The sequence below is a fragment of the Streptomyces sp. NPDC052701 genome, assembly GCF_040678355.1.
Classification (GTDB): Bacteria; Actinomycetota; Actinomycetes; order Streptomycetales; family Streptomycetaceae; genus Streptomyces.
This window is the reverse complement of the sequence record NZ_JBFATO010000029.1, coordinates 72,263-97,988: the sequence shown is the minus strand read 5'-3', so window position 1 is coordinate 97,988 and position 25,726 is coordinate 72,263. Positions and strand designations below refer to the sequence as shown.

General features: G+C 68.3%; 25 protein-coding genes and 1 pseudogene. 11 read left to right on the top strand and 15 right to left on the bottom strand.

Features of this window, described 5'->3' with window-relative positions:
- The first annotated feature begins 144 nt into the window (after positions 1–144).
- Positions 145–888 (top strand): hypothetical protein, encoded by a 744-nt coding sequence (locus AB0L29_RS26825; RefSeq protein WP_365830336.1) that lies wholly within the window; start codon positions 145–147, stop codon positions 886–888.
- A 29-nt stretch (positions 889–917) separates the two neighbouring features.
- Here AB0L29_RS26825 and AB0L29_RS26820 read toward each other — a convergent pair whose 3' ends face one another.
- A complete protein-coding gene (locus tag AB0L29_RS26820) occupies positions 918–1,817 on the bottom strand; it encodes a phosphotransferase (RefSeq protein WP_365830335.1) in 900 nt (299 codons plus the stop codon).
- A gap of 415 nt (positions 1,818–2,232) precedes the next feature.
- Between AB0L29_RS26820 and AB0L29_RS26815 the strand changes: the two genes are divergently transcribed.
- The 4 genes from AB0L29_RS26815 to AB0L29_RS26800 all read left to right on the top strand — a co-directional run bounded on the left by AB0L29_RS26815 (position 2,233) and on the right by AB0L29_RS26800 (position 5,915).
- Positions 2,233–3,003 carry a GNAT family N-acetyltransferase gene (locus AB0L29_RS26815; RefSeq protein WP_365830342.1) on the top strand — a complete coding sequence of 257 codons (771 nt, stop codon included), beginning with the start codon at positions 2,233–2,235 and terminating at the stop codon, positions 3,001–3,003.
- A gap of 164 nt (positions 3,004–3,167) precedes the next feature.
- Complete coding sequence (locus AB0L29_RS26810; RefSeq protein ID WP_365830334.1) at positions 3,168–3,503, top strand: helix-turn-helix transcriptional regulator; 336 nt, start codon at positions 3,168–3,170, stop codon at positions 3,501–3,503.
- The gene (locus AB0L29_RS26805) at positions 3,491–4,525 is read left to right on the top strand and encodes an XRE family transcriptional regulator (protein ID WP_365830333.1); all 1,035 of its coding nucleotides are present in this window, start codon (positions 3,491–3,493) and stop codon (positions 4,523–4,525) included. The genes AB0L29_RS26810 and AB0L29_RS26805 overlap by 13 nt, the downstream gene beginning before the upstream one ends.
- An 892-nt stretch (positions 4,526–5,417) precedes the next feature.
- Positions 5,418–5,915, top strand: coding sequence for a GNAT family N-acetyltransferase (locus tag AB0L29_RS26800; protein WP_365830332.1), 498 nt, complete (start codon positions 5,418–5,420; stop codon positions 5,913–5,915).
- A 35-nt stretch (positions 5,916–5,950) separates the two neighbouring features.
- On the opposite strand, the gene AB0L29_RS26795 is transcribed toward AB0L29_RS26800, so the two are convergent.
- The 5 genes from AB0L29_RS26795 to AB0L29_RS26775 form a co-directional block, all read right to left on the bottom strand.
- Entirely contained in the window at positions 5,951–7,045 is a 1,095-nt protein-coding gene (locus AB0L29_RS26795; protein ID WP_365830341.1) for an IS630 family transposase, read from the bottom strand.
- Between the two features lie 153 nt (positions 7,046–7,198).
- Entirely contained in the window at positions 7,199–7,756 is a 558-nt protein-coding gene (locus tag AB0L29_RS26790; protein WP_365830331.1) for an XRE family transcriptional regulator, read from the bottom strand.
- Between the two features lie 1,439 nt (positions 7,757–9,195).
- Entirely contained in the window at positions 9,196–9,432 is a 237-nt protein-coding gene (locus AB0L29_RS26785; protein ID WP_365830330.1) for a DUF3072 domain-containing protein, read from the bottom strand.
- 622 nt (positions 9,433–10,054) lie between these two features.
- A complete protein-coding gene (locus AB0L29_RS26780) occupies positions 10,055–11,152 on the bottom strand; it encodes a ParB/RepB/Spo0J family partition protein (protein ID WP_365830329.1) in 1,098 nt (365 codons plus the stop codon).
- The gene (locus AB0L29_RS26775; RefSeq protein ID WP_365830328.1) at positions 11,149–12,414 is read right to left on the bottom strand and encodes a ParA family protein; all 1,266 of its coding nucleotides are present in this window, start codon (positions 12,412–12,414) and stop codon (positions 11,149–11,151) included. Before AB0L29_RS26775 ends, AB0L29_RS26780 begins: the two co-directional genes overlap by 4 nt.
- Before the next feature lie 405 nt (positions 12,415–12,819).
- Here AB0L29_RS26775 and AB0L29_RS26770 point away from each other — a divergent pair, with 405 nt between their 5' ends.
- Positions 12,820–13,035 carry a hypothetical protein gene (locus AB0L29_RS26770; RefSeq protein ID WP_365830343.1) on the top strand — a complete coding sequence of 72 codons (216 nt, stop codon included), beginning with the start codon at positions 12,820–12,822 and terminating at the stop codon, positions 13,033–13,035.
- Positions 13,036–13,653: 618 nt separating this feature from the next.
- Here AB0L29_RS26770 and AB0L29_RS26765 read toward each other — a convergent pair.
- A pseudogene (locus tag AB0L29_RS26765) lies at positions 13,654–14,064 on the bottom strand (alpha/beta fold hydrolase); the annotation flags it as partial.
- A gap of 193 nt (positions 14,065–14,257) precedes the next feature.
- Complete coding sequence (locus AB0L29_RS26760) at positions 14,258–15,241, bottom strand: AraC family transcriptional regulator (RefSeq protein WP_365830327.1); 984 nt, start codon at positions 15,239–15,241, stop codon at positions 14,258–14,260.
- Positions 15,242–15,381: 140 nt separating this feature from the next.
- Between AB0L29_RS26760 and AB0L29_RS26755 the strand changes: the two genes are divergently transcribed.
- Together AB0L29_RS26755 and AB0L29_RS26750 are read left to right on the top strand one after the other, a co-directional pair.
- On the top strand, positions 15,382–15,669 hold the full coding sequence (locus tag AB0L29_RS26755; RefSeq protein ID WP_365830326.1) for a DUF1330 domain-containing protein: 288 nt from the start codon (positions 15,382–15,384) through the stop codon (positions 15,667–15,669).
- A gap of 139 nt (positions 15,670–15,808) precedes the next feature.
- Positions 15,809–16,252, top strand: coding sequence for a hypothetical protein (locus AB0L29_RS26750; RefSeq protein ID WP_365830325.1), 444 nt, complete (start codon positions 15,809–15,811; stop codon positions 16,250–16,252).
- A 727-nt stretch (positions 16,253–16,979) separates the two neighbouring features.
- Here the strand turns inward: AB0L29_RS26750 and AB0L29_RS26745 are convergent.
- Genes AB0L29_RS26745 through AB0L29_RS26730 form a run of 4 tightly spaced genes read right to left on the bottom strand, consistent with a single transcriptional unit; the run spans position 16,980 to position 18,740 of the window.
- Positions 16,980–17,174, bottom strand: coding sequence for a hypothetical protein (locus AB0L29_RS26745; protein WP_365830324.1), 195 nt, complete (start codon positions 17,172–17,174; stop codon positions 16,980–16,982).
- Positions 17,171–17,440: a hypothetical protein gene (locus AB0L29_RS26740; RefSeq protein ID WP_365830323.1), complete on the bottom strand. Its 270-nt coding sequence runs from the start codon at positions 17,438–17,440 to the stop codon at positions 17,171–17,173. Before AB0L29_RS26740 ends, AB0L29_RS26745 begins: the two co-directional genes overlap by 4 nt.
- Positions 17,437–18,393 carry an ATP-binding protein gene (locus tag AB0L29_RS26735; RefSeq protein WP_365830322.1) on the bottom strand — a complete coding sequence of 319 codons (957 nt, stop codon included), beginning with the start codon at positions 18,391–18,393 and terminating at the stop codon, positions 17,437–17,439. Before AB0L29_RS26735 ends, AB0L29_RS26740 begins: the two co-directional genes overlap by 4 nt.
- Complete coding sequence (locus tag AB0L29_RS26730) at positions 18,390–18,740, bottom strand: hypothetical protein (protein ID WP_365830321.1); 351 nt, start codon at positions 18,738–18,740, stop codon at positions 18,390–18,392. Before AB0L29_RS26730 ends, AB0L29_RS26735 begins: the two co-directional genes overlap by 4 nt.
- A 131-nt stretch (positions 18,741–18,871) precedes the next feature.
- Between AB0L29_RS26730 and AB0L29_RS26725 the strand changes: the two genes are divergently transcribed.
- Positions 18,872–20,092 (top strand): tyrosine-type recombinase/integrase, encoded by a 1,221-nt coding sequence (locus AB0L29_RS26725; RefSeq protein ID WP_365830320.1) that lies wholly within the window; start codon positions 18,872–18,874, stop codon positions 20,090–20,092.
- 22 nt (positions 20,093–20,114) lie between these two features.
- Positions 20,115–22,556 carry a site-specific integrase gene (locus AB0L29_RS26720; protein WP_365830319.1) on the top strand — a complete coding sequence of 814 codons (2,442 nt, stop codon included), beginning with the start codon at positions 20,115–20,117 and terminating at the stop codon, positions 22,554–22,556.
- On the opposite strand, the gene AB0L29_RS26715 is transcribed toward AB0L29_RS26720, so the two are convergent.
- The gene (locus AB0L29_RS26715; RefSeq protein WP_365830318.1) at positions 22,543–23,019 is read right to left on the bottom strand and encodes a hypothetical protein; all 477 of its coding nucleotides are present in this window, start codon (positions 23,017–23,019) and stop codon (positions 22,543–22,545) included. The genes AB0L29_RS26720 and AB0L29_RS26715 overlap by 14 nt on opposite strands.
- A gap of 47 nt (positions 23,020–23,066) precedes the next feature.
- Here AB0L29_RS26715 and AB0L29_RS26710 point away from each other — a divergent pair, with 47 nt between their 5' ends.
- Entirely contained in the window at positions 23,067–23,660 is a 594-nt protein-coding gene (locus AB0L29_RS26710) for a hypothetical protein (protein ID WP_365830317.1), read from the top strand.
- Positions 23,661–24,262: 602 nt separating this feature from the next.
- On the opposite strand, the gene AB0L29_RS26705 is transcribed toward AB0L29_RS26710, so the two are convergent.
- On the bottom strand, positions 24,263–24,622 hold the full coding sequence (locus AB0L29_RS26705) for a hypothetical protein (RefSeq protein WP_365830316.1): 360 nt from the start codon (positions 24,620–24,622) through the stop codon (positions 24,263–24,265).
- A 324-nt stretch (positions 24,623–24,946) separates the two neighbouring features.
- Positions 24,947–25,636, bottom strand: coding sequence for a hypothetical protein (locus AB0L29_RS26700; RefSeq protein ID WP_365830315.1), 690 nt, complete (start codon positions 25,634–25,636; stop codon positions 24,947–24,949).
- Positions 25,637–25,726 lie beyond the last annotated feature (90 nt).

Here is a 25,726-nt window from a genome sequence, read left to right as displayed (position 1 = left end):
CGCACGACGGCGGAGCTCAAGCGGGTAACGGGAAGGTCGTGCCATGACTCGATCCTTTCATGAAATCGAGTCTCCATTCGAGCCGGTGCGGTTCAACCTCCGGTTCGCCTCCGAGCAGGTCAAGTACGCGACTGCATTCCTGCAATGGCTGGCGAGCGCAACGGCACCCTCGCGTCCTGCGGCCAGATCGACATCGACGCCTGGTGGGCCGGGAACACCGAGCACAGCCGCCCCTGCCTGCGAGCCTTCCTCAGCTGGGCAATGCAGAGCCGCCGCTGCCGACGCGCCCTCTCCATCCTCGCGATGAAGGTCTCCCGGCGGGCCGCGCTGAGCGAGGACGAGCGCCTGGACCTACTCGGCCGGCTCCTAACCGACCCCGAGCACCGATGCGCCCTCCGTGTTGTCGGCGTCATCGTCCTCCTCTACGTGCAACCGCTGACCCGGATCGTCCAACTGACGGTCGATGACGTGCTCCACGAAGGAGGGATCACGTTGCTGCAGCTCGGGGAACCCGCCTCACCCGTCCCCGTATTAGTCGCAGCCCTGCTGCTGGCCTACATCGCGGACCGCGACAACTTGAACACTGCAACCAACCAGGCATCCCGCTGGCTTTTCCCTGGCCGACGGGCCGGTCAGCCGACCCGTCCCGACCACCTGTCCGCGCTACCTGGCGAGATCGGTGTTCCGGTCGCTGCCGCCCGCGGTGCTGCCATCCGACAGCAACTCCTGGAATTGCCCGCCTCCGTCGTCGCGGACGCCCTCGGCTACCATGACAAGACCACCAGCCGCCTTCTCAGGGAGACCGGCGGGACCTGGAGCCGATACGCCGCTGGCGATCACAACCGGTCACCATCGGGCTGGGTTACTCGGGCAACCCGCGACAGTTGAAAACGCGAGCCCACCAGTATCGTCCCCGGTCAAAGCCCCTTCAGGACACGATCAAGTGCCGACCGGCCTGCGGGCCCCCAGTTCGGCTTGCCGCCGGGCAGGCCGCGGTCTCCGTTCTGGCCCATCAGCATCAGGAACAGGCTCTTCATCGCGGCCAGCCCGCGCGCTCGTCGGATCGCTGCCTCATTCGCCTGTGCGTAGCTGTTGAAGAACCGTGAGGCGCCCCCCGCGGGAAGCAGCAGCCAGGCGGCTGCGAGGTCCCATGCCGGGTCGCCGGCGAAGACTGCGCCGAAGTCGACGACGCCCGCGAGTGTGCCGTTGGCGACGACGACGTTCGCGGGATGCAGGTCGCCGTGCACCCACACCCGCGGGCCGTCCCACTCGGGAGCCGCAACCGCGTCGTCCCAGACGGTCCGGATGTCGTCCTCGGCGAAGCCGCCGAGGTCCACGGCCTGCAGGAAGTTCTCGAAGCTGTCCGTGCACTCCTTGGGGTGAGCGCCGAAGTCCGAGGCGTCCGGCGCGTCGGTGGGCGCCTCCGCATGCAGGGCCTTGAGGAAGGCCGCCAGCATGTCGGCCGCGTGGTCGCCGCGGGTGATCGAGCCGTGGTCCAGCGGTGTGCCGTCCACCCATGTCATGACGGTCCAGATCTTGGGGAAGCGCTCGGACGGTGCCCCGCTCCGCACCGGGGTCGGGATCGGAAGCGGCAAGTGGGAGGCCAGCACCGGCAGCCAGCGGCGCTCCTTGAGCTGCAGATCGGGGAGTTTGTCCATCCGCTGCATCCGGACGGCCAACTTGTCCCCGAGGCGCCACATCTGGTTGCCCCAGCCGCCCTCCACCTCACGGATGGGCAGCTCGGCCAGGTCCGGATGCTGTTCCCGCAGCAGGTCGCGGACCAGGTCCTCGCTGATCTCAATCTCGGATTCGATCACGCGGAGTCACAGTACTTGAGGTAGGCGGAGCCGACCTTGCCCTTGGGAAGATCTAGTTCCCAATTCGATCTCTTAAGTTCTCGCGCTACCCGGTGATCCCGGGCTCGCACCGACGCAAGGGTGGCACCCTCCAGCTCAATGCCGACGAGGCGGCCTGCCCGGTTCCCCGATGCGCCGCTGGCGATTACAACCAGTCACCATTGGACTGAGTTCCTCGAGGAACCCGCGACAGTTGAATACGCGAGCTCACCAGCACCAAGGCCACATTCCAGGTGTTTTGTGTCAGCCGCAGCTTCTGGCTGAGCTGTGAGCTTGGCGTGTGCGCTTCGTCAGTGTCGGTGGGCAGAGATACCCCTACCGATGAACGAATAAAGGAGCCAGGGTGACGAAGGGTCTCGCTGACGCAGTGGAATCAATGAAGCAGCTCGCTACAGTCTGGCGCGCCATGGTGCTCGACCGGGATCCGAGCGCGGACGTACGGAACCTGCCGGGCATCGCGGTGCGCTGGGCGGACTGCCGGTTCGCCTTCTGGAACTGTGTCACGCTTACCGGTGTCGGTGTGGATGCGAGTCTGATGGCAGACCTGCTAGGTCAGGCGGCGGACATCATGCGGTCGAAGGAGCACGCTGGCTTTTTATGGGTCTTCGAGGACCTCCTTGACGCGAAGGCGCGCGGGAGCCTCATGGACGTGGCTGGACGGGCCGGTCTGATGCACGCCTTCTCGGGCATCGGTATGGCCGGTGATCTGCTGCCCATCCCCGAGCCAATGCACCCGGACCTGACATTCGTGCGGGTCGAAACGGACGAGCATCTGCGGGTCTATGCGGATCTCAACTCGTGTGCGTACGGCATGCCCTTGGAGGCCGGCCGCGATGGCCTCGTGGGCTCCACGCTGTGGAAGGAAAAGGTGTATGCCTACCTGGGCATGCGGGGCGACGTTCCGGTGACGTGTGCCGGGACGGTAGAAGCGGACGGTCGGCTCTTCGTCGTCCTGGTGGCCACGGACCCGCGGTGGGAGCGCAGGGGTTATGGGGAGGCGGTCACCCGCAAAGCTCTGTATGAGGGTGCCCGGGCCACCGGGTTGATCCGCGCCACGCTGCATGCGACCGCTGCCGGCGCTTCCGTATATCCACGGATCGGCTTTGAGCCGAACTCCTCCCTGCACTTCTTCGCCCTGGGGAACTGAGCACAAGGGCATGCCCTGTCGGGCGGCTGCTGCTTCATAGTGCTGGCCCCGCCCCGACTGTCGGTGGTGTTCTCGAACGGCAGGACCATCGACAAGAGGGCGGCTTGCCCAAGTCCTTCTGGCCCGCCGCGGTTAGGGCTGACGCGCCGTCTTCGGGAGGGGCGATGCACGCCAGTCAGCGCCTGCAGCAGCATCCGCTCACGCATGTCCCCTACCAACGGGGATGGAGCATGGAGTGGCTCGCCCGAGAGCTCTGCACGGCTGCTCGCCGGCGCGGCATGATTTTCGCGTCCAGCCAGGACCGCATCTACAAGTGGGAATCGGGCCGGGTGGGGGCCCCGGATGCCGACTATCAGATGCTGCTGGCTGATGTCTTCGGCATCGACCAAGACGCTGTCGAGATACTAGGCTGGCCGTGGTGGCTGCCCGTGTTCGACACCCGCACGAATTCAGCGCACACGGCACTCGCACCGCCCTCCGAGAGGTCTTGGTGGTCCTGAAACATCCCGACCGACGGGTATTCCTCGCCCTGAGCACCGGCGCCCTGATCAAAATCGCTAACCAGTGGGCCTCCATCGAGCCCCAGCGTCTATCCGGTGTCCTGAACGGGCGGCGCGTGGACGCCGCATTACTGGCGTGGCTGGAATCCAGGGCCGACGGACTGCGAGCACTGACCAACACGAACGCGCCGGAGTGCACCGAACTTGTGCACGCACTGCTGCGTACGACGATCGGCCTCATCGACAAGGCCACCTACGATCACACCACTGAGGGTCGGCTGCACCAGGTGGCCGCATCGGCAGCCCAGTGCGTGGGCTGGCTCCACTTCGACCAAGGCGAGTACGCCGCCGCGCAGCGGCACTGGATCGGAGCGCTTCACGCAGCCCACACCGCGGACAATCGGGACCTGGACGCCGGCATCCTGACGGACTTCGCCTACTTCGCCACCTGGCTGACCCCCCCCCCAGTGATGACCGTCTCACTCCTGGAACGCGCCCACTCCCGCACAACCTCTCCGGCAGCCCGCGCGCTCCTGCACCTACGACGTGCCAGCGCGCTCGCCACACTCGGCGGCGCCTCCCCCACGAGTCGTGCTCTCATCGCCGCTGAGCACGACCTCGAACGGGCCCAGCCCGGCACGACACCGTCCTGGGCAGCCTGGGTGTCCCCCGCCGACCTTTCAATCGACGCTGGCCGCTGCTGGCTCACGCTTGGCAAACCCCAGCGTGCCGAGCAGTCGTTGTCGGACGGACTTCGGATGCTCACATCGTCACGGCAACGAACACGGTCGCTCGTTCTCGCCTACCGCGCCGAAAGCGCCATGGGCCGCCGGAATTTCGAAGCAGCGGCCACGGACGCCCGTTCCGCACTCGACACGGCGCTCACCACCGACGCGAGCCGCTGCATCAAACTCGTCGACGACGCCGTCAAACGAATCACCTCACGCCGCAGCCACCCTGCCGTCCAGAACCTGCACGCCTATGTCCGGATCGTGATCCCCGGCAAGCCTTCGAGACGGTGACAACACTTGCCGGGGCACGAGGCGCGGCCTGATTGCCGTTGTCCCGTCGCTGCGGTCGTGCCGGGCCACCACTGGGACCCGGGGGGGCCGACGCCGGACAGCAGTGCGCCCGCCTGCGTGCCCAGACAGGGCGGTTTCAGCACACGCGGCCAGCATGGGCTGGTAGATGCGATCGGCTTACGAGGGCCCACTGACAACGCCGGAGCGTCGCGTCGACAGGACATACCCGCCGACTGGGCCCTGCGCATCGCGTGGAACGGACAGCAGCTCGGGCGGCAGGCCGTTCCGATACCGGCGCAGGATCTGTCGCAGGGCGCGGTCACGGACCGGGTAGGGGGCGGTGGGCCATGAACCCCAGCATGGCAGAGCTCACGGCTCGTCCGGCCACGTCGTCAACATGGCGCCGGTCTCGTCGTCGGCGAGGGTGATACGAGCGCCGGGCCGGCCTTACTCATCGAGCACACGGTGCAGCTGCCCATCCTCGCCGACAATGCGGATCTCGCGGCCGCCGGATAGGAACCGGCCCTGCTGACCGCCGTCAAGCGGGCGTCGGGATGAGGCCGGGCGTCCCGCCAGCAGACCGCGACCGTCTGACTCGGCTCAGCTGCCTGAGCACTGGCTGGCAGCGCACGGATCATTGCTAACGGGGCGTCGGCGTACCGTCCAGTTCAGGCCATACGGCCACAGCCTTCTGAACGTTCCCCCGCGGGGTGGGCCTTGGCATTGCCGTGGCTAGTGCCGTGACCAGATAGGTTCACCGAGGTCACGTGGTCTGCGGGTGCATGAGGCACCGCCGCTCCCCGGTTCCGACTGGTCGCAGGGCTGAACGACCTCGTTTGCGTGGTTGTAATCAACTTGCTGCCCGCCCCGTCGGGCGGGCAGGGTCTGAATCATGCTTGAACTACGCACCTTGGAAGCAGACGACTGGCCCCTTTGGCGGGAGTTGCGACTGGCCGCGCTTGCTGAGGCGCCCTACGCGTTCGGATCGACGCTGGCCCAGTGGCAGGGCTCCGGCGACCGAGAGGAACGCTGGCGTGCCCGTCTGTCGATTCCTGGCGCGCACGATCTCATCGCGCTCCTCGACGGCCTCCCAGTGGGCATGGCCAGCGGAGTGCCGGGCGAGGGAGCAGAGAACGTGGAGTTGATCTCGATGTGGGTCAATCCCACGGCTCGAGGCAAGGGCGTGGGTGACTACCTGATCCAGGCGGTCGAGCGGTGGGCGGCGGAGCGCGGTGCCACGACGCTGCGGTTGTCCGTCATGCCGGACAACCGCAAGGCGACCGCGCTCTATGAGCGGCACGGTTTCACGGACACGGGCGAGCCCGGCGATCTTCTGCCCGATGGCGTGGGCAGGGAGCGGGTCATGGCGAAAAGCCTGGCCGCTGTCTGATCTCCGCATCCGGGCACGGCGGGATCCCCACGTGCTCAGGCTGCGGCGGCAAGGGGGCGTCCGCCCCAGCGAATGCCCTTCTCGCTGCGGACGCGAGCGCGTTCCCGGCGCTGTGCGGCGAGTATGTCGGGGTGGCGGGCGTTGGCATTGCGCCAGCGCAGGTAGGCATGCAGCGCCCGGGTCTGCACCGTGTGATTCGGATGGTTGGAGTTGGCCAGGGTGAACTGCCGCAGTGGGCCGAAGTGCGCCTCGATCGGGTTGGCCCAGGAAGCGTAGGTCGGGGTGAAGCACAGCTCGACCTTGTTCTTCTTCGCCCAGCGGCGGATGTCCGTGCCGGTGTGGGCGGAGAGGTTGTCCAAAATGATGTAGATCGGGGCACCGTCGGGCCGGGCGGCGCGGATCGACTTCAGCGCGGCCAGCGTGTTGGCGGTGCCCTTGCGGCGGTGGTTGACGCCCCACAGCCGGTCGTCGCCGACGGAGTAGCAGCCGTGGAAGTAGGTCACGCCGTGCGCGCGGCGGTAGGTCGCCGGCAGACGGTCGGGCTTGCCCTGCCTCGCCCAGCAGGAGCCTGTGGTCGGCCTGATGCCCAGGGGCCCGAACTCGTCGAAGGCGAAGACTCGGTCCGGGAAGTGCTCCAGCACGTGCTCGATGCGGTCGAGCTTGGCGTCGCGCTCGGGGTCGGGCGACTCCTTCCATGTCTTGGTGCGCTGGAAGGTGATGCCGCGGCGCAACAGCAGGCACCGTAAGGTTTCACGGCCGATACGGATGACGCGTCCGTGCACGCGGCGCAGGTAGGCGGCGAGTTTGCGGACCGACCAGCGGGTGAAGGGCTGGCCGAGCTTGGTGGGGCGGGTGATGGCCGTCTGGACGACGAAGTCCTCGTCGTCAGGGCTGAGCAGGCGGGGACGGCCTCCCGCCCATCGAGGGTCCAGACAGGCCAGGCCGATCTCGTTGAACCGGTGGATCACGTCCCGCACCGTGTCCTCATCGGCCTGGACCAGCTGGGCGATCACCGGGACGCGGTTCCCGCCGGCGGACGCGAGCAGCATCATCGCCCGCCGGTAGCGCACCGAGCTTGTACTTCCCCGGCGCACGATCTGCTGCAGCTTCTGCCCCTCCTGATCGGTCAGTCAGCGCACCTTCACAGGCTCAGCCACCACACCTCCAGCGGTCGGAAGGACGTCATCGCCCATCCAACCGTTCCAACCGCCAACCCGGCGACCCTTCCCGGTCAGAGCACTAGCGGCCCGCCGTGCCAGGGTTTCGATGTCCCACGTGGGGTGCTACAGGTCGAACTCCACGTGCTCGATGTCGGTGAAGCGGACCTCCTCCAAAGAGCCGGCGCGGCGGCCGCGGTCTTGGAAGTACACGTCTTTGAGGGCTTCGGCGGTGATCTGCTGTAGCTGCTGGTCGGACGCGCCCTGCTCCTGGGCGGTGAAGAGGCGGGCGGCGTAGTGCGGGGGCAGGGCGATGGTCAGGTGGCGCAGGCGGGCGTCGTCGGTGGTGCCGATCGGGGCGGTGTAGCCGATGCGGGCGCGGGTGTCGATGATGATGCCGCCGGTGGTTGTCGCTTGCTTGCGGGCCCTGGCGCGGACCTGCGGCTGCCACCGCCTGGTCACCTCACGCTCCAGGCGGGCGGCCAGCTCCGGGCGGGGCTTCTTGATCTGGTTCTTTACGTACCGCTCAACGGTGCGCTGGGAGACGCCCAGCAGCTGGGCGACGGCCCTGGTGCTCTTGAGCTGTTTGACCAGGTAGCGCATCTGCGTGCCGGCGTTCTTGGGGATGGGGCGGGTGAAGGCCCGCTGTACCGCCTTGTCCAGGCCGTCCCCGAACATGCTCATCGCTTGGTACTCCCCTACTCCTTGGTGCCTCGGCTGTGCCGACCCTGTTCTTGGTGACCGGCGTGTACGCCGCACTGCGGCTGCTCGTGCAGTAACCCTATGAACGGGCCGCTTCCTGTGTTCGGCAGGCAGTCAGCTGAGCCAGACGATGTTCAGGATGGGTAGGCGGCGCAGCGGCCGGTTGATCCAGTAGATGACGGACAGTTGGCCAATGGACGCGATACGGATGTCCTCGCTCTTAGGGTCACCAGCGTCTTACTGGAGGGAGGCGCCATGGATCGGCTGCAGCTGGTGTCCAGTACGTCCCACACCATCTGTTCCATGTGCTCGGGCAGGGCAGCTAGGGCTTTCGCGGCTAGTGGCGACAGCCGGACTGCATACGGCTGAGCGGTCACCGGCGCCTGCTCCGGATCTTCTCTGATTCACGAATCCGGTCTCGTCATGGACAGAGACGAGAAACGCGTTGATCGCGAGGGTGAAGGCGACGCGGGCCTGCCAGACCTGGACGATCTCGTGACAGTGGGACGAGGGAGAAGATACGGCGCGAGTCCTCCAGGGCGTACCCCCAGTTCTGTTCAAAAGCCGGCACCCAGGTGCTGACGCGACTGTTCTCCTGGAGCGTAGGCGAGCAGTTGCGCGGCTGCGGTTGGAGCGAGCGGGAGGGGTGCGTGGTCGGGCCGGGCGGTCATGCACATCCCCAGCGATCCAAAGACATCGTTCAGAAGAGGCACAGCAGGAACATCAGCAGGCGGGGCGCGAACGGGAGCGGCCTGGGCGGCAGGAGCGGATGCCAGCAAAGCCGCGGCGATGGCGGAGACACAGGCAGACTTTTTGGCCATGCCCGGACTAATAGCAAGCAATCCGACGAAAACGCTTACGTCATCCGAGTGCTCCGGGCTTTAGAGGACCGCGCACCAGGGCGGCCCTTCGGACTATCCGGCCTTCGGCGTAAACGGCTGGGCAGCGGGCTGCCGTCCCACGTCACACACGGCTGTACTGGACCGGCAGGCACCCCAGGATGTTCCGGTGCTCCGGGGCCTCTTACTGACGGACTCCACTGCAACACAGTGCGTAATCTCAATCCAGAGGGCCTGCCTCAACCTGTTACAGCAGGTCATAGGTGCAATGCGCCCTGTCCTTGCTTCACGGTGTTCCCGCGCTGCACAGGGGTGACAGGGGTGTACCGACTTCAGTCGGCGTGACCAGAGCTCGACGCACCGACCTCAGCCCTGAAGCCCTGTGCCCTGGGCTGTACCGGTGCGTATGTGTTCTCGCTGATGACCAGGGTGTATGCAGCGGTGCTGCCCGCCCTCCCGAGCGCTCCCCCTTCACCTCTCCTGCTGGCGCAGCGGGTAGGCGACCGGTGAGGTGCTCCACAGTGCGATGGTGTAGGGGATCTCCCGGACGGCAGGCGCCTTGCCTGGTCCCGGGCACGTCGATCAGTTGCCTGCTTCGTCGGCTGCTCCGTCGCCGGGCGCTCCAGCCCTTCCGGTGCGGGGCGAAGCCTGCTGCAGGCGGTCGATCATGCGCGATGCCTCTGCTTTTGTAAGGTGCTGTGGTACCTCCTCGCCCGCTTCGCGGGCCAGGGTGCTCAGGTAACTGAGCTGCGGACCGGTGGCCGGTTCTTCCCCGGTTGCCCAGTCCTCTACGGGCTTGTTCGGATTGGCTTCACTCATGGTGTCCGACTACCCCGTTTTCTCAGCCGTCTCCTTCAAAGGCCCCAAGCTCACACGACGGGTCTCATCCGTCGCTGTCTGCCGGGTTTCCTTGCGTAAGGCTGTGTGTTCTGCCTCCAGTGGTGTGGGCTGTTTCGTGGCGTTTCCGCTCGATGTCCCCGGGGATGGGCTGCTTTGATCGCTCGTATCCGGCAATCAGCCCCGAGGACGATGTCACGGTAGTCAGCAAGATCCACGCGGCCTCAGATCCGGCCGGCTTGGCCTCGATGCGGTACGCCCAGTACCCGCCGAACGACGCGCCAGTGTTGAAGCCGGCCTCAACGCCTTGGCCTCGTTTGGTGCTTTGACCAGGAACGTTCGCCGGATGATCGGGCAACGTTGTGGTCGTTGACCGCCCTCGGAGATCATCGCGAGATGAGCGGGATCACCTTGGATGTCGGATCCACGAGTAGCAGCCATCCCCGTACACGGGTGCGGTGGGCTGCTTGTCGATGTCCGGAAGGGGCCGATCCTTGTGGGCTTGCGGAAGCGGACGGCTCGGACGCCTTCTTCTACCTGCTAGAAGGCGTAAGGGCCAGCTCTCGAAGTCGCGAAGCTGGCCCCTCGGCACAGGGGTGCGAGCTCAGCCGGCAGCGGCGACCTGGCTGCCCCTCTGGCTGTCCCGATGCTTGATGAGCAGGTCTAGCATCTTGTCGAACTCATCCGGGGGCATCTTGTGAATCAGGTGCTGCGCGGCGGATACGCCGTCCCTGTAGGGAAACCGTTTCAGTTGCTGTCCCGCGGTCTGGCCGTCCTTAGCCGGTGCCTCGTTGTTGTGGGATCGCGGTTCGGGAACGGGCTGCTCGGTCCCCTCCCCCAGCTGCCGCTCGTCTTCTGTCTCGGCTCCTGAACTGGCCTGCTGGTGTGGCTCGCTGGTGATTACGCCGTTATCACCGCTGCCGCTTGCGGCTCGCTCGACAGGCAACGCTGTTTTGTTGCGCTGCTTGTTCAGCTTGGCTGTCTGGTTCTCTGCCTCCTTGCGGGCCCGTTCGGCTTTCAGCTCTCGCAGGGCGTCTTCTTGCTGGTCGTGTGGGCGGTTGCCGACCGCGCGCAGCAGGTCGATCGGTTCCTTGCCGATGCGGGCTTGGAGCTCAGGTGTGAGGTTGAGCAGGGCGAGGCGTTGGGACACCCAGCCCTGTGAGCGGTGAAGTCGTTTGGCTAGGGCTCTCTGACTGCCGTGGATGGTCAGGAGACGCTGCAGAGCGCGGGCTTCGTCGAGCTCTTCGAGTTCTTGACGGTGGATGTTGGCGACCAGCGCGGATTCCAGGAGGCTGTTTTCGTCGACGCCCTGCTCGTCGTCGACCATCACTTTGACCTCTTTGAGGCCTGCCTCGCGCGCGGCGGCCACGCGGCTGCTTCCGTCGATGGCGACGTAGGTCGTGTCTGCCTCGAGTTCGGCGGCCTTGTCGGGGTAGGCGCGCTCGTAGGCGTCCCGGTTCATGACCGTGATGGCGACCTTCTGCCCGTGGTCCCTGAGGCTGCCGACGAGGTCTGTGAGGTCTCCGAGGCTGGTGCGCGGGTTGTCCGGGTTCAGGCTGATGGCATGCGGTGACAGTTTGGTGGGTGGGGCGACGCCTTCCGTTGGGACACCTGTGGCGGCGGCGACGGCCTGGCGGCGTGCACTGACAGGGCGCACTCCCCCGCCGAAGCGGCCGGCTCCGAGCCTGTCGGCTTTGCTCACAACACCTCCCGGGCCAGTGCGCGCATGGCTACTGCCTGCTGTGACTTCGGCGCGTACGACAGCAGAGGTTGCTTCACTCGGACGGCTTCCTTCTGTTCCTTGAGGTCTCCGATGAGTCCGACGACCCTCGGGTCCTTTATGTCGACCCACCCTTGCAGGGAAGAGGTGGCGATGTAGCCGCGGCGGGAGTCGTAGAGGTTGACGACGATGCCGAGGTAGTCGATGTCGACCTGAAGGTCGCTGCGCAGGTCGTCGATCTGCGTGGTGAGGAGTTCGTAGGCGTCCGCGGAGCTGTCTTCGGCCTGTACGACGATCAGTGCGCCGGACTGGCCGGGCTTTTCCCCGTCGCGTCGCCGCCCGTAGTAGGCGGCGGCGTCCATGCTGAGGCCGAGGCTGGGTGGGCAGTCGACGATGATTACGTCGTAATCAGCTTCGAGCGGGGCGAGGGCCCGCTCGAGGGCGGCTTCTCTTGCACGTACTGCAGACAGGCGCACATCGAGCAGGAAGGCGTCGTTGCAGGCGGGCAGGAGGTGGAGTCTGCCGCCGAAGGTGTCGTCGTCGATGGAGACGATGAGGTCGCGGAGGTCACCCTTCGGATCCCCTGCCATGTGGTTGGTGAGGCTGTCACCGTTCATCGGCAGGGGACTGGCCCCGAGTTGGTTGGTGAGGTGGCACTGCGGATCGAAGTCGACGAGCAGGACCTGCAGGCCAGGACCGGGGAGGTTCTCGATGTCGAGCAGGCCGTCTGAGGATGCTGCTTCTCCGGTGTGGGTCTCACTCGCACGGAGGGCTTTGGTCAGTGCCTTGGCCACGCGTACGGGGTGAAGGACGTTGGAGTCTTCGGCGAACGCTTCCCCAAGGCCGGCGGTGATGGCGGTCTTGCCGACGCCGCCTTTCTGATTGCAGACGATGATGCGGCGGGTGATCTCTGGTCGTTCAACGTCCGGAGCGGGGTTGGTGTCGAGCCACAACTGAACAGACTGGGCCAGACCTTGGATGAGGGAGACGCGTCGGTCGGCTGCGGTCTGCCGGAACTCATCCCATTGCCCCGGGGGCAGGAAGGTGGAGAACGAGTCGGCGCCGGCGGTGTCGATGGCCGCAGGCATGGAGGCCAGGCTGCACCAGTCCCTGATGCCCTGCTCCACCGCCGTCTGGATCTCGACGCCGTGCTGTGCGGCTCTGACTTTGAGGTCCTGCCGGAGCCATCCCGGCAGTTTGGAGACGACCTTCTCGCGGTCGTTGGAAGTGGCTGGCAAACTCATGGAGGACACCATACTAACGTTCAAGATCTTTAGTGAGATCGACACGTTAGTTATGGAGCCCAGGTGGGGGTTTCAGTGCGCCTCAGCTTGATTACGTCGTAATCATCCCGCCGTCCGGAACCTGGGACATGGCTCCGACGGCGCTTCAGTGCCCTCCCTCCGGGTCGGGGTGATTACGACGTAATCACTGCTCTCGCCGACAGTTCAGAAGAGAGCAGCGGAGCTCCACAGAAGCATCCAGAAGCGACAAAGCCTCGCTTCCGGGCCGCGGCAGAAGCAAGGCTTTGGCGTGCGGCGCGACCCTGTCGGACCGCCCAGATCGCGGATGCTGCATCGTGGTCGGGGCTGAAAATGCCAATGGCGGTCGCCGGTGAGACTGTTGAAGTCCGGCTGGAGTACTAGGCCGTGCCTGACCGCCTCCGCGCGGACCCGGGCGGGCTGCCGCAGCCCGCCCGGATGCCGTCGCCCGCGGCCTCACTTCCGAGCAGCTTCTCCGACTCACGACATGTCCTGGCGACCAGATGGGTGTACGGCGTGTCCGCGAGCTCCTCGCAGGCATCGCAGCTGGCACGCAGCACGGTGCGCGTCGCCTCGATCACCGCCGTCGTCGGCGCGTCGTAGCCGGTCTGACGGGCGAGTACACAGGCGGCGACGGGCTGTCTCGTCCGGACCTGCGTGCTCCCGCCCCTCTGTCCACGTTCGCATGCGACCGCCTTCCCTGCCACCGTGCCGACCGCCGAGGGCGAGCCCCTCTCGGTGCTGCGCGGTGGCCCCGCGCGGTGCCGTGCCGGGCCCTGGCGCCGACGGTGGCGTACGCGAGTCCCGTCCGGGCGGGGCAGGACCGATCCGGCGACGGTGCGTGGGTGGTGTGCCGGTCGTCGCCGGACCGGTCACCGGTGCCGGGCCGCTTCGGCGATGAGGGCGGAGGTGAGCCCACCGTGCTGGTAGGGGAAGTTGTGCGCTCCCGGGACCGTCATCGACCGCCCGCGCGGGGCGGTGGCCGCCAGGTGGCGGACCCACGTCCGGGGCGAGCGCGTCGTGCACGCCGCGCAGGACCAGCGTCGGGCAGGTCACCCGGCCGATGACGCGCTCGGGCGTGTCGTGCAGCGCGGAGCGCACGTACTGCAGCAGGTCGCGCATCCCGCCGCGGGTGTAGTACGGCACGGTGACGGTGAGTTCGCCGAGCGATTCGTGCGCCAGGGTGCGGGGAAGGGCCCCGAACAGGCCGGAGGAGCGGCGCAGTTCGGGCGGGAAGGTGGGCCCCATCAGCACCAGCGACCGCACTCTTTCGGGGTGGTCCGCGGCCACTCGGACCGCGACCTGGGCGCCGGTGGAGTGTCCCACCAGCACCACCGGTTCCCGGGGGACCGCGGCCAGCCAGGAGGAGACCACCTCCGCCAGTGCGGGAATCCGCGGAGGGCAGGCGCAGGGCCGTCGATGGCCGAATCCGGGGACGTCCAGCAGGAACGACCTCGCCCACGCGCCGCACCCCTCCAGGGCGTCCAGCAGGTAGCCCAGGGCCCCCAGCCCGGGGATCACGACCACCTGGGGTCCCCGCACGTGGTCCCCGCCCGTGTGCAGGCTCCGTACCCTGTGCCCGGCTGCCTCGTCCCAGCGGACCGCGTACCGCTGTCGTCCGGTTGTGTGCATGCCCGACGTGTTCCCCCTTCTGGATCATTCGGTCCTGGCTCATCCGCGGGGCGAAGGGCCTCAAGGGGAGGAGATGTCGCGGACGCCCGGGCAGGACGTGCCAGCGGCGCGCCGAAGGCGCGGCAGGTGTCCGCCGGCCTCCGCCGGGCCGACGCGCACCGGGATGGCCGCCGCCCCCAGAGCCTGCCCTCCATCACCGGTCCTCCGGCCCGGCATGGGCGTCCTGGTGGGGAGCGGGCGTCTCGCGGGCGGTCCGGCGGTAGGAGCCCGGCGGTGTGCCGTACTCGCGTTTGAAGGCGTGGGCGAAGGCGTATTCGGATGTGTAGCCGACCCGTCGGGCGACCGAGGCGATCGGTGCGTCGGTCTCGCGCAGAAGACGCGAGGCCAGGCTCAGGCGCCACCACGTGAGGTAGGCGATGGGGGACTGGCCTACATAGGCGGTGAAGCGCTCCGCGAAGGAGGTACGCGACAGCCCGACACTTTCGGCGAGTTCGCGGACGCTCCAGGAGCGGGCGGGATCGCGGTGCATACGGTCCAGCGCGGCACCGACGGCGGGGTCCTTGAGCGCGGCGCACCACCCGCCGGACTCCTCCGGGCACTGCGCCTCCAGCCAGATCCTCAGGGCGTATACCAGCAGGAGGTCGAGGAGGGCTGGTAAGGCGGCGTCTGCACCAGGACGGTCCTCGACGGTGTTGATGCCCAGCAGGTCGATCACTGCGTGCAGTTCGGTGTGCTGTACCCGGTGCGTCGGAATGTGAAGGAACTCGGGCATGCCGCGCAGGAAAGGGTGCACGACATCGCGCCTGAGCCGGTAGGCGCCGCACAGCAGGAGCGTGTCGTCGAGGGCCGGCGCGATGTCCGGGAGCGTGTGGCGGTTCACCCTGCCGACCAGTGCGTCCGTCATCGAAAGGGCCGGAAGCAGGTCTTCCAAGGGGCAATCCGGCGTACTGCTCATGCCGTGAACGCTTCCGTGCGGCAGGAACACCACGTCTCCGGCGGACATGCGCACGGCGGGCCCGGAGGGCGGTACCAGCCAGCACGTCCCTTCTAGGACGACGTGGAATCCCGCTCCCGGGTAGGGGCCGTACCTGCTGCCCCACCGGCCGTTGTACCGGGAGCGGGTGAGCTTGGCGCGACCGGATTTCATCGTCGCGACCACATCGCTGAACACGTCCATGCCAAACGGTATCCCTCGTCGGAAGTCCCGGACGCTCGCGCATGAAACGCGGCGTTTCACGCATGGGCTCCCGCACGCGCCGGTCCATACGGTCATTGGCACGGCCCGGAGATCCCCGGCGACCGAGGAAAGGACATCCCATGAGCGCGTACATCGTGATCGACCTCGACATCCGCGATCCGGACGGCTTCCAACGCTACGTCGAGCGGGTGACTCCGCTGATGGACAAAGCCGGCGCCCGGAACCTCGTCGTGGACGAGGCACCCCTCGTACTGGAAGGGGACTGGAAGCCCTCGACGCTCGTGATCCACGAGTTCCCCGACCTGGCGGCCGCCCAGGCGTTCTGGGACGCGCCCGCCTACCAGCCACTCAAAACCCTGCGGCGCGACCACTCCTCCGTCCGGGTCGTCGTCGGTGCCACGGGCTGATCAGCGCCTGGCCCCTTGCGGAGCGGCACGGCCGACGACACCAACCGCTTGCCGCCAGGCGATTCGTACCGCTCACTTCCGCTCGTCCCTCATCCCCCATCTCTTATCCCTCGTCCTTCGTTCAAGGAGCAAGCAGGACATGAAGGTTCTCGGCAAGAAGCCGGTGATGGCAGCGGCCGCACTGGGAGCGGCTACAGGGCTGCTGACTGCGGTGGCGCCGAACGCCCAGGCGGCCGGCAGCTACAACATCCGTATCGACGTGAGGGAGACGGCGTTCGTCTCCGACTACTGCCTCCTCACCGACACCAGCGGCAACGGCGGGGCCCAGTGCAGCGGGGACAGGGGCGCCTACAGCTCGTTTCGTCTGGGCGTGGCTCACAACACCGGTGACAGGGTGTGGATCGACGTCAACATTGTGGGCGGCCAGGACCGCAAGGGCATAGACCTGCGGGGCATGCACTACCTGCGGGTCTCCGGCAACCTCGCCGCTGTGCAGGTCTGTGGCTGGTCCAGCCTCGCCTCCTACGACAGTGGCCAGGCCGGAGCCTCGCTCCACGGCAGCGGCTTCTGCGCGGGCGGCTGACCGAGCGGCGGGCCCGCTGGCCGGTGTGCGCTCTCGGTCCGGCTCCGAGCCGGTTCACGGTGGCCCCCCGGCCGGGCGGCGGATCGCCGTCGGGCCGGGGCGGCACCTTCATCCGCGGCTGCACGACAGCCCGGCAGAGGCGCGAAGACGCCGGGGCGGGCCACGACCTTCACCGAGGTCGTGGCCCGCCCCGGCGTCTCGTGCGGGCGGTGCAGCCTGTGACGGCGCCCCTGGACCGGACGGTGTCGGTCCGGGCAGTCGCACGAGCGGGCCTGAGACCTGCCGGCCGGGCGCCGCGGGCTGCGGGAGGAGCGGAGGCACGGGCCCGTCGCGCGCACCGGGGACGTCGTCGGCCAGGTCCTCGTGCCTGGAGTCCTGCCGGGCGTCGAACCGCGCGTCCTCGGGGGCCGCTGCGACGGCGCTGACGTCCGCGTCCCTCGCCCGGCGCAGGACACGGCGGCCGATGCGGGCGGGATCGACCGGCTCGCGGGGCACGGCGACGCGCGGGGCGAGCGGACGGCGGGTAGTGCGCCCGGACGTGGTCATCGTTGGCGCCGTTTCCGGTGATGTGGCGCTGGAGCGGGCCGCAGCCAGAGCGCTGTTATGCAGGGTCGTGTCGTTCATCTCCTCTCTGTGCTCGGTAGTGAGGGACCACCGCGGCCGCCCGGCCTCCGTCGTTGAGGGAGGCCGGGCGGCACGGAGCGTCCGTCACGCCGGGGAGGGCGGGTCAGAGCTCCAGGCGGATGGTGATCTGGCGCCGGGGATCACCGGTACTGGTGTGGACGGTGCTGTGGTGCGCGGTGAGGCCAGCCGCACTGCTTTGGAGCGGCAGGTAACGGTCGAGGCAGCCGTGCCACCAGTCATCTGCGTCCGGGAGGTCGGCCGGGGTGAGCGGGTGCGGGCCGTCGGCTGTGTGGCTCACCGGCTGTCACCTCCCGCCTGGTAGTGCCGGTCGGCGAGGGCCAGGAGTTCTGCGGCGAGGTCCGGAGCGGACAGGATGGTGCGCAGGATCGAGGCGAGGCCGTCGCGCTCGATGGGGTTCAGCCGGTCCCAGACCGCGTGTGCGTCGCCGTGGACACCGACGGCCGTGAGGTAGTCGTCCTCGCGGGCGGTGGTGTGCTCGGCGCCGCACCGGCCGCACCGGGAGCCGGCCCGGTCCCAGCCGCACGTGGTGGACTTGCCGGTCATCCGCCGATCGCCTCCAGCTCGTGCGCCTCGTGATCGGCGATGCTCTGGGGGGCGTCCGGGTCGTCGTCGGTGTTCGGGCCGTGGACGGTGCAGACGATGTCCTCGCTGTCGTCCAGGTCCCCGTTCAGCGCCCGGAACAGGCAGGTGACGCTGTAGGCGGGCGCCCAGGCGTAGCCGGGGCATTCGTCGTCGTGCGGACAGGGCACCATCACGTCGAATCCGATGTCGCCCTCGCCGTCGACGTTGGTGCGCAGGGCGAGAGTGAGGCACTGCTGGCCAAGGCGGATCTCGCCGACACGGTCGCCGCCGGCGACGTCGGAGCCTTCCCTCCACCGCCACAGCGGCAAGATCTCCGGGCCGAAGACGCGGCGCACCAGCAGCAGATCGCCCAATCCTTCGCCGTCGTCCAGGCCGAGGTCAGCGGTCCGCGCCTCGCTCAGCCGCTGCAGGTAGGGCAGCAGCCGGTGGAGGCTGTCGGCGAAGACCACCTCGTTGAAGCCCTCTGCCAGCAGCGTGGGATGGGAATGGACCATCGCCTTGTGCTGCGCGCGCACGGTGTCGTCCGGCACGGTGCGGTTGGCCGGCCGCGGACGCTGGCGCTCCACGCACACGGAAACCGGGGTGGCCACCAGGACCGCGATGACGGGCAGGTTATGCCGCTTGGCGGCGGCGACCAGCGGCTCACGGGCTTCGCGGCTGGTATTCGTGGCGTCGACCACGGTGAACAGCCGCCGAGCCATCCGGCGCTCCAGCAGCAGGTGTAGGGCGTCGACGGCGTCGGCCGTGGCTTCCTGGCAGCCCTCGTCGTCGCTCACCCGGCCGCGCAGAGCATCCAGGGAAAGGACCTGAGAGGCCGGCCATGTACGGGCCAGGGTGGACTTGCCCGCGCCGGAGGCGCCGATCAGCACGATCAGTGCGTTCTGCGGTAACTGCGGGTAGGTCAGCGAGGTCATGCGGGGTCTCCTTGCGGGTGGAGGGCGCGGGCGGCCCAGGTCAGGCGCTGCCCGGCGTCGTCGGTGAGCAGGGCGGCGGCCTCGTGCAGCGGGCAGGAGGCGTCGCCGTCGTGGTCGGGCTCGATCTGCTCCGCCCGGCGCGCGGCGGTGCCGACCAGTTGGGCGAGCGTGGGTAAGAGGCCGCCGGGCACGTCGGTGTCTTCCTGGAGCTCGCGCAGGAGCGCGGCGAGCTCGACGCCGTTCATGTCGTCGGCGGTCAGGTCGTCCTGGATCTGCTGGAGGGCGAGCTGGGCGATGCTGAACGAGGCACGGACGCGGTCCAGGCGGGTGCGGGAGCGGCCGGTCACCGGATGGTCGCCTTGGTCGTGGCGATCAAGGCGGCGACCGTCTCCCAGCCGTGGTGCCAGGCGGGGTCAGTTGACTGCACTAACTCAGGCCACGGCTCGACTTGGAGGCGGTGCGTCAGGAGCATCTGGGCATGTCGTTGTCGCATGAGTTCTCCCGGGTACATCGAGATCTGATGGACGGCCGTGTACGGCTGTCGAGGATCGGGGCAGTTGCTGCTGGTACGTCGGTGTCCTTGCCGTGGCTGGTGGTGGATGGCGCGGGGCGTGAGGTCGAGCCGGTCGCCAGCTATCTGCGGGACCGCCTGCTGGGGGACGTGAGTCCGCTGACGTGCCGGAGCTACGCCTACGACCTGCTGCGCTGGTTCCGGGTGCTGTGGACCCTGGACGTCGGCTGGGCACAGGCCACCGAGGCGGAGGCGGCCGCGCTGGTCGGCTGGCTGCGGTCGGCCCGCAATCCACAGCGGCAGCGACGACGGGAGGGCGGACATCCGCCCGGAGCGGTGAACCCCACGACCGGCAAGCGGGTCCTGGCGGCGGGCTACGCCCCGGCCACGATTGCGCACAACCTGTCGGCAGTCCACGGCTTCTACGCCTTCCACCTGCACTTTGGACGCGGGCCATTGCTCAACCCGGTGCCGGAGAACCGGGCCCGCCGCGCGACGCTCGCGCACCGGTCGCCGCTGGAGATTCCTGGCCGCCATCGCCGGGGCCGTCTGCGTCCGAAGGTCCCGGTCCGTCAGCTGCGGGCGATTCCCGATGCTCAGTGGGAGGAGCTGTTCGCGCGGATGCGGTGCGCCCGGGACCGGGCACTGTTGGCCTGCTATGTGTCCTCCGGGGCTCGGGCCACCGAGCTGCTGGGCGTCGGGCTTACCGATGTCGACTGGCAGAAGGGCCGGTTGTGGGTCGTTTCCAAGGGGACCCGAGACCGTCAGCCAGTGCCGGTTTCTCCCGAGGCGCTGGCCTACCTGGCGGCCTACCTCAACGACGCCGGCCTGCCTGATGACGGCGGGCCGATCTGGCGCACTCGCCGTGGTGAGACGCGTCCGTTGACCTACTGGGCGGCCCGCCGGATTCTCCAGCGGGCGACTGAACAGTTGGGCATGAACTGGACGCTTCATGACGCGAGGCACACGGCGGCGACCCGATTTGCCCGGGACCCGGCGATGACTCTGGCGGAGGTGCAGACGATTCTTCGGCACGCGCATGTCACCACCACCGCCCTCTACACTGTGGTCGGCCTGGACGACCTGGTGGACAAGCTCGCCGAGCACTACGGCCGCCCGGCCCAGCCGGCCGCATGGTCTCAGCAGTACGACCCGCAGGACGTGGCGGTGGTGTTCGGTGCCCGGTAGTCAGGCCGGCAACAGTGCCCGGGTGAAGGGCCCGACCACCGGACGGGTGCGCCGTCATTCGCTGGAGATCTACGAGCGGGACTTCAGCTTCAAGCCCACTGCGGTGGAGCCCGCACCTCCGCCGAGGCCCGTCCACCCGCCCCGGCCTCTGGGCGAGTTGTCGACCGCTTCCATTGAGGACATCGCGGAGTTGGCCGGGACGGTCCTCGGGATCGGCTCCGGTGTCGCGAAGTGGACGACGGAGATGCAACGGCTGCTGGAACACCTGCAGGAGTTCCCCGGCGACACATGGCAGGAGCGGTGGGAAGCCGCCGGCCTCAACGAGCGGGGCCGCCAGGCCCAGCAGCTCTACCAGGGCCGCAGCAAGGCGATCAAGAGCACCATGAACACTTCCGCGGGCCACGCTTTCGCGATGCGCCTGATCCAGCCGTCGCTGCTGGCCTTCCGCTCCTACCGCTTCTCCCACTACCTGCGGTGGTTCCGCACCATCGCCAAAGACCCGGTGCTGGAGGAGTTCTGCGAGCGGACCCTGTCCCTGAACGTGAGCCGCCAGTCGATTCGGCGGGCCCAGTTCGACGTGATCGTCCCGTTGACCGTCTTCGGAATCGACATCGCCGACCTGACGCCGGAGGCGTTGCTCTTCTACGCGACAGAGTCCAGGAAGTACGGCGTCACGGCAGGCGAGGCGGGAGGGGACGGCTGCTTCGCCGCCACCCAGGCCTGGCCAGTCCTTTCCGAGATGGGGCACTTCCCGGCCTCGACCCCGGGCACGCTGCGGGCCGCCGTGGTCAAGGGCCAGCGTCCTGTCGCCGAACTCGTCGACAAGCACAAGATCCGCAACCAGGGTGTTCGTGATCTGTTGATCCACTACATCAGCCGACGCTCGGTCGAGGTCGACTACTCCACGCTCACCTCCCTGGTCACCAACCTCGTCCGGCTGTTCTGGAAGGTGATCGAGGACTTCAACCCGGACCAGGCCGACCTGCGGTTGTCCTCCGAGGCGGTCAACCACTGGAAGGAGAACCTGCTAGTCCGGCCGGACGGCAAGCCGCGGCTGCACGTCGAGGGCCCCTTCCTCGCGGTCCGCGCCTTCTACCTGGACCTGCACACCTGGGCGGTAGCAGAGCCGGAACGCTGGGCCCAGTGGGTGGCACCCTGCCCGATCCGCGATGAAGACCTGCGCTGGTTCCACGTCCGCCGGCGCCGTGTCCAGGAGCGGATGGCCAACCGGACGCGGGAACGGCAGCCGCTGCTGCCGATCCTGTCCCAGCACGTCACCGATCAGTGGCAGCGGCAACGCACGCTGCTGGAGAGCGCCCGCGCGGTCGGGCTCGGAGAGCACTTCACCGTCGACGGGACCGAGTGGCAGCGCGTCTCCGCGAAGATCGACGCCGAACGTCGGGACCCGGCGACCGCGCCCATCCGGGCGGTGAACCGGGTGACCGGGAAGTTGGTACAGCTCACGCACACCGAGAACCAGGCGTTCTGGCAGTGGGCGATCGTGGAGACGCTCCGGCTGGCCGGCCTGCGTGCCGAGGAGCTGACCGAGCTGACTCACCTGAGCGTGCGCAACTACCAGCGTCCGAGTGGTGAAGTCGTCGCCCTGCTCGTGATCACACCGTCCAAGAGCGACCGGGAACGGGTGATCCCGATGTCCGCGGAGCTGTTCCACGTCATCGCCCAGATCATCCGCCGCCACATCAGCGCGCACGGCACCGTTCCGATCTGCGTCCGCTACGACCTGCACGAAAAGGTCTGGAGCGAGCCTTTGCCCTACCTCTTCCAGAACGTGCACGCCGGGGGACTGCGGGCGATGTCCACCACGACGATGTGGAGGATGATCCGCCGGGCCGCCGAGGGTCTGATCGATACCGATCCGCGGTTCGCCGAGGTGAAGTTCGCTCCCCACGACTTCCGCCGCCTCTTCGCGACCGAGCTGGTCAACAGCGGCCTGCCTATTCACATCGGCGCCGCCTTGCTCGGCCACCTGAACATCCAGACCACTCGCGGCTACGTCGCGGTCTTCGACGACGACATCGTCCGCCACTACCAGCAGTTCCTCGACCGCCGAAGAGCACAGCGACCCGAGAGCGAGTACCGCGCGCCAACCAAGACGGAATGGTCGGAGTTCAACGAGCACTTCGACAAGCGCCGAGTCGAGCTCGGCTCGTGCGGACGTCCCTACGGAACCCCGTGCCAGCACGAACACGCCTGCATCCGCTGCCCGATGCTGAGCATCAACCCGAAGATGTTGCCCCGCTTGGACGAACTGGAGGAGGACCTCCTGGCCCGCCGCGAACGCGCCGTCGCCGAAGACTGGCGAGGTGAGATCGATGGCCTCGATCTCACCCTCACCTTCCTGCGCAGCAAGCGAGAACAGGCCCGTCGCTTTGCGCGAACCGGTCCGGTCCCGCTCGGACTTCCCGCAGTCCCTCACCAGAATCCCCAGCTCACAGGAGGGTGATCAGGAGAGCGGAGGCCAGAAGTGCTGTCTGATGCAGGGCCTGATCGGTCAAATACATGCCGTTCATCCCCGCTGCCTTCAGCTCCGCGAAGCCCTTCGACCCGATGTGCTGCAACAACCAGCGCACCGGCCATCGGCGATCGAAGAACGCATGCGTCACCGCGGACAGAGCGAGCCCTGCGGCCAAGCCGGTCCAGGACATCTGGAGCGGAAGGACGGCCCAGACCAGTGCCAGCATCATGGCCATCACCAGGTGGTACTGGGCTACGTGTCCCAGGCACGCGCCCCAGCCCCGCCGCGGGCTCACGCCGTCGGCGACCTCGGCCGCCGACGGCGCCGCCTTCCCTTCGGCCTGCTGGTCGGTCTGCCCGATCACGTGGTCAGCGAGGTTGTGACCGACGGAGAGAACCGCCCACACCGCCCCGAAGGTCGCCAGGGTCGCGATCTGCTCGATGGAGGTCATCGGGCACCTCCTGCCGCCGTCAGGAGACTGTGGTCCAGAATCAGGGCATGGACGTCCCCAAGCTGCTGGAAGCCGCTTCCCTGCTGGTTCCTGAGAAGATCGCCACTGAGAACGACATCACGGTGAGCGACGTCTGGGAGTACCTCGCTCACGACGAGTGGGAAGTGGCCCTCGATCTGCTGGAAGGACTCGGTGACGTCCGTCCGCTTCCCCTCAGCTTCTGGGAAACCCTGGCCACCGCTGCCGAACAGATGAGGCTGGAGAAGAGCGCGGCCTGGTGCCACTGGCGTGCCTTCGAGACCCGCCACGGGATTCTCCGAGCCGACCTCATCCTCCGCCCGGCCACCGAAGCGCGACGACAGACGCCCATCTCTGGCGCTGGCGTCCTGCGACCGATGTGGAACATCGGCCACCGGACCGCGACCGGCGAACCGGTTCTCAACATTGCCCGGCTCTGGGTGGAGTTCACGCCTTTCCTGGAGCCCGGGGGACATGCCTCGGTACGACTCGCGCCCCTGGACCCCTCGCAGTGGCAGCACCTTCAGCCCGGCCAGGTGATCACCATGCACGAGGACCAGTCGGTGGCAGGCACGGCAGTTGTCCTGGAGATCCACCAACCCCCGGCCACGTTCACCACATAAGAACGAGCGCAGTCGACTCGTGTCGTTGGTGCAGAGAAAGTCCAGGTGGAAGGCGCCATTGATTCCGTGTGAGGCCAGCTTGTAGAAGTTGGTCTTGCCGGTCTTGGTCGCGATCTTCTCCAGCAGGTCCTTGCCCGGCACGCGGCGGTCCGCGGCGTAGTGGGTGCCAAATGACACGGCGAGCGCGGCCGCGGCGGCGGCCGGGTGGACCCTGATGCCGAGCGCCCGGGCGCCGACCCCGGCCACGATTGCCTGCGTGGCCGTGTAGGTCAGGCAGTGGTGCAGGCATGCCTTACGGCCATCGGCCGTGCCGTGGGTGGTCTCCTGATCGGTGACCGGGTCTTGGTAGGTGACCGGGTGGTCGTCGGAGGCGCCCTTCACGCGGGCACAAAAATCCGACTGGATCCAAAAGTCCCCGATGGCGCTGCCGGCGCGGGTCAGTCCGAGCAGGGCGGCGAAGACGGCGGGACGATGCTGCATGCTGAGATCCCTCCTGATCTCGAAAGGGTGACAGCCGGGGCGGCCGGGCCCTTGTGCGGGCGGCCGCCCCGGGCGCTTGGTCAGCCGCCGGCGGGGGCGACGGCCGGAATGCGGGGTGACCTCTAGCGGGTGGGCTCGGGCAGAACCCAGCAGTCCAGGGCATGCCGGGTGGCTTCCTGCCGGGCGTCGCTACGGTTCGCGGTGCCGTACTTGCGGCCGTCCCCGCAGCCGAGGCACGTCCACGGGTAGACCAGGCCACTGGCCTGCGTGCGCTCCATGACGGCGGTGAGCGCGCCGCCGCGGGTGCGGATCTGCATCACGGTGCCCTCGGGCACGGTCTCCGGCGGGGAAGCCGGGGCGAGGCGGGCGAGTTCGATCCACAGCCGTACTTCCTCCAGCAGGCGCTCACGCTCCTCATCCGCCGCGGTACGGGCAGTGGTGAGGAGGGCGGCGGCCCTGGCGCGCATGTCGGTGGTTTTCATGAGTCCTCGCAGTGGGTTCAGTGGGTGGACGGGGCTGTCCGGGTCCGGCCAGCGGCTGGTGGCCTTTCGGCCTGGTGCGTGATGAGGCCGCCGTACGCGCTGCGCCCGGCGGGAGGCCGGGCGCAGCGCTACGGGACGGTGCGCTGCGCCCGGGTGGCCGCGGAGGGTCCTTCCGTGGCCGTGGCGGCTTGTCATCGCGCAGGGGACCTGGGGCCGGTGTTCGGGCCGGATGGCGTTGAGGACGGTCCGGGTCAGGTCGATGCGCGGCCGCCCGACAGGCCCCGGCCTGTGGGGCTGGGCCGGGGCTCTGTTCGGCGTGGTCGGTCAGGCGGTGTGCGGGCCGGTGAGGCCGTCCGTCTCAGTGGTGTCCCGCGCGCTGTCCGCGGCCGCGGGCTGGGCGAGGGGGAGGCCGGCGGCGCGGGTGGCGAGGTGGTGGCGGATCTGCTCCAGGCTCGTGACGGTCACCGGCTCGTCGGTGTCGCCGGTCAGCAGCGTGAAGTGGTGGCCGCGGCCGTACCTGTCCTGGATGCTGTGGTAGTGGAGCACCACGCCGGGTGCGAGGTGGAAGGACGCTTCGCCGTTCTCGTAGCCGTGCCAGCGCCGCTCGTCGCGCAGGAAGCCCTCGCCCCGGTCGATCTCGTATGCGGCGAGGGCGGCGCGGTGGGCGGCATCCTCGGCGGCCGCGGCGGCGACCTGCGCCAGGCCTTCGTCCAGGGTGGTGGGAGCGGGCAGCGCATCAAGGCCGGTGCTGTGCGGCATGACGCGGTGGGTCTTTGCCAGCCGCTGCCGCATCGGTGCAATGACGAGGTCGGCCAGGCCGTTGACGGTGACGGCGCCGATGAGCGCAGTGGCACCGGCGGCCGTCAGGCGCCGGTCGTGGGACCAGGTGGCGGGGGAGTGGGTGTAGCCCGCCCAGGCGCCGATGACGCCGCCGGCCACGGCGGTCGTCATGTCCAGGCTTTCGGTGAAGGCGCCGGCGATGGTGAGGGCGGCGTGGTGCACGGATACGCGCATGGTGGAAAGGCTCCTTGGTCTGCGAGTTGCGGGAAGCGGGAGGGTGCTTAGGGGCGGCCGGGCCCTTGTGCCGGCGGCCGCCCCGGGCGC